We start from the raw sequence: 1144 nt of genomic DNA, 5'->3' as shown, positions 1-1144 counted from the left end.
TGCTGTGAGGGGATATGGCCGGATCACTCTACAAGTTGAGCGCGGCGAAGGTCCGCAGTGCCGGATCAGGCAAACACAGTGACGGCGGAGGGCTGTACCTCTATCGACTTACCACAGGGGACCAATGGGTGTTTCGCTTCACCTACTCGGGTAAGCGCAAAGAGATGGGTTTGGGCGGTTATCCCGGCGTGACTTTGGCACAGGCTCGCGAAATGGCTGACGCCTACCGGGGGATCGTCAAGCGTGGCGGCAACCCTATTGAAGTTCGCAATGCAGAAAAAGCGCAGGCCGTCGCCAACCAGATTGCCAGCGATCCCATGGCCCGCGAAAAGAGACTGTTGAAGAATATTGCGCCTTTAGCCTTCGAAGCCCGCAAAGCGCAGCTGAAAGACGATGGGAAAGCTGGGCGTTGGTACAGCCCAATCAAAACACACATCCTGCCCACCTTGGGTGAAAAGCCAGTTGAGGATGTCACCGGCACCGCTATAGCCGACGCCCTCCGCCCGATATGGCACACCAAGACGGATGTCGCCCGGAAAGCTCTGACGCGCCTGAAAGCCTGTCTGAGCTACGCCAGCGCCAAGAAATACGAGGTTGACCGCCACGCCATCGAAGACGCCCGTGAACTTCTAGGCAAGCAAGTACATAAGGCGAAGAATATACCATCGATGAACTGGCGGGACGTTCCAGCGTTCTATCAGAGCCTCGACGGCGGCGGCACGGTTCAACTTGCCTTACAGCTTTTGATCCTGACGGGGTTGCGATCTCGACCGATAAGGTTCGCAAAGACGAACCAGATTGACAACAATGTCTGGACGATCCCGGCAGAAATGGTCAAAGGCCCGCGGGGCAAGACCGATGACTTTCGGGTGCCGTTATCCAATGAGGCACTTCGGATCGTTGATAAAGCACGGGAAGCCGCCCGCGATGGATATTTATTCCCCGGCGTCCGTAAAGGCGTAATCAGCGACGCCAGTATGTCCCGCCATATGGAGCGGTTGGAATTGGAAGCGCGCCCACACGGGTTCCGTGCCAGCTTTAGGACCTGGGCCGACGAAGAGACCAATACAGACTTTGAAATTAAGGAAACTGCGATCGGGCACAAGGTTGGGTCAGCCGTCTCACGCGCCTACCAAAGGTCCGA

Annotated in this window: 1 protein-coding gene; it reads left to right on the top strand. The window is 56.9% G+C overall.

Annotation, left to right across the window (positions count from 1 at the left end):
- Positions 1-14: 14 nt before the first annotated feature.
- Positions 15-1144: tyrosine-type recombinase/integrase (locus ACR0JW_RS23850; protein ID WP_480714611.1), on the top strand; the 1130-nt coding region annotated here is incomplete at its 3' end.

It is taken from the genome of Ruegeria sp. BG6 (assembly GCF_056538465.1).
This window is presented reverse-complemented; position numbering and strand designations above follow the sequence as displayed.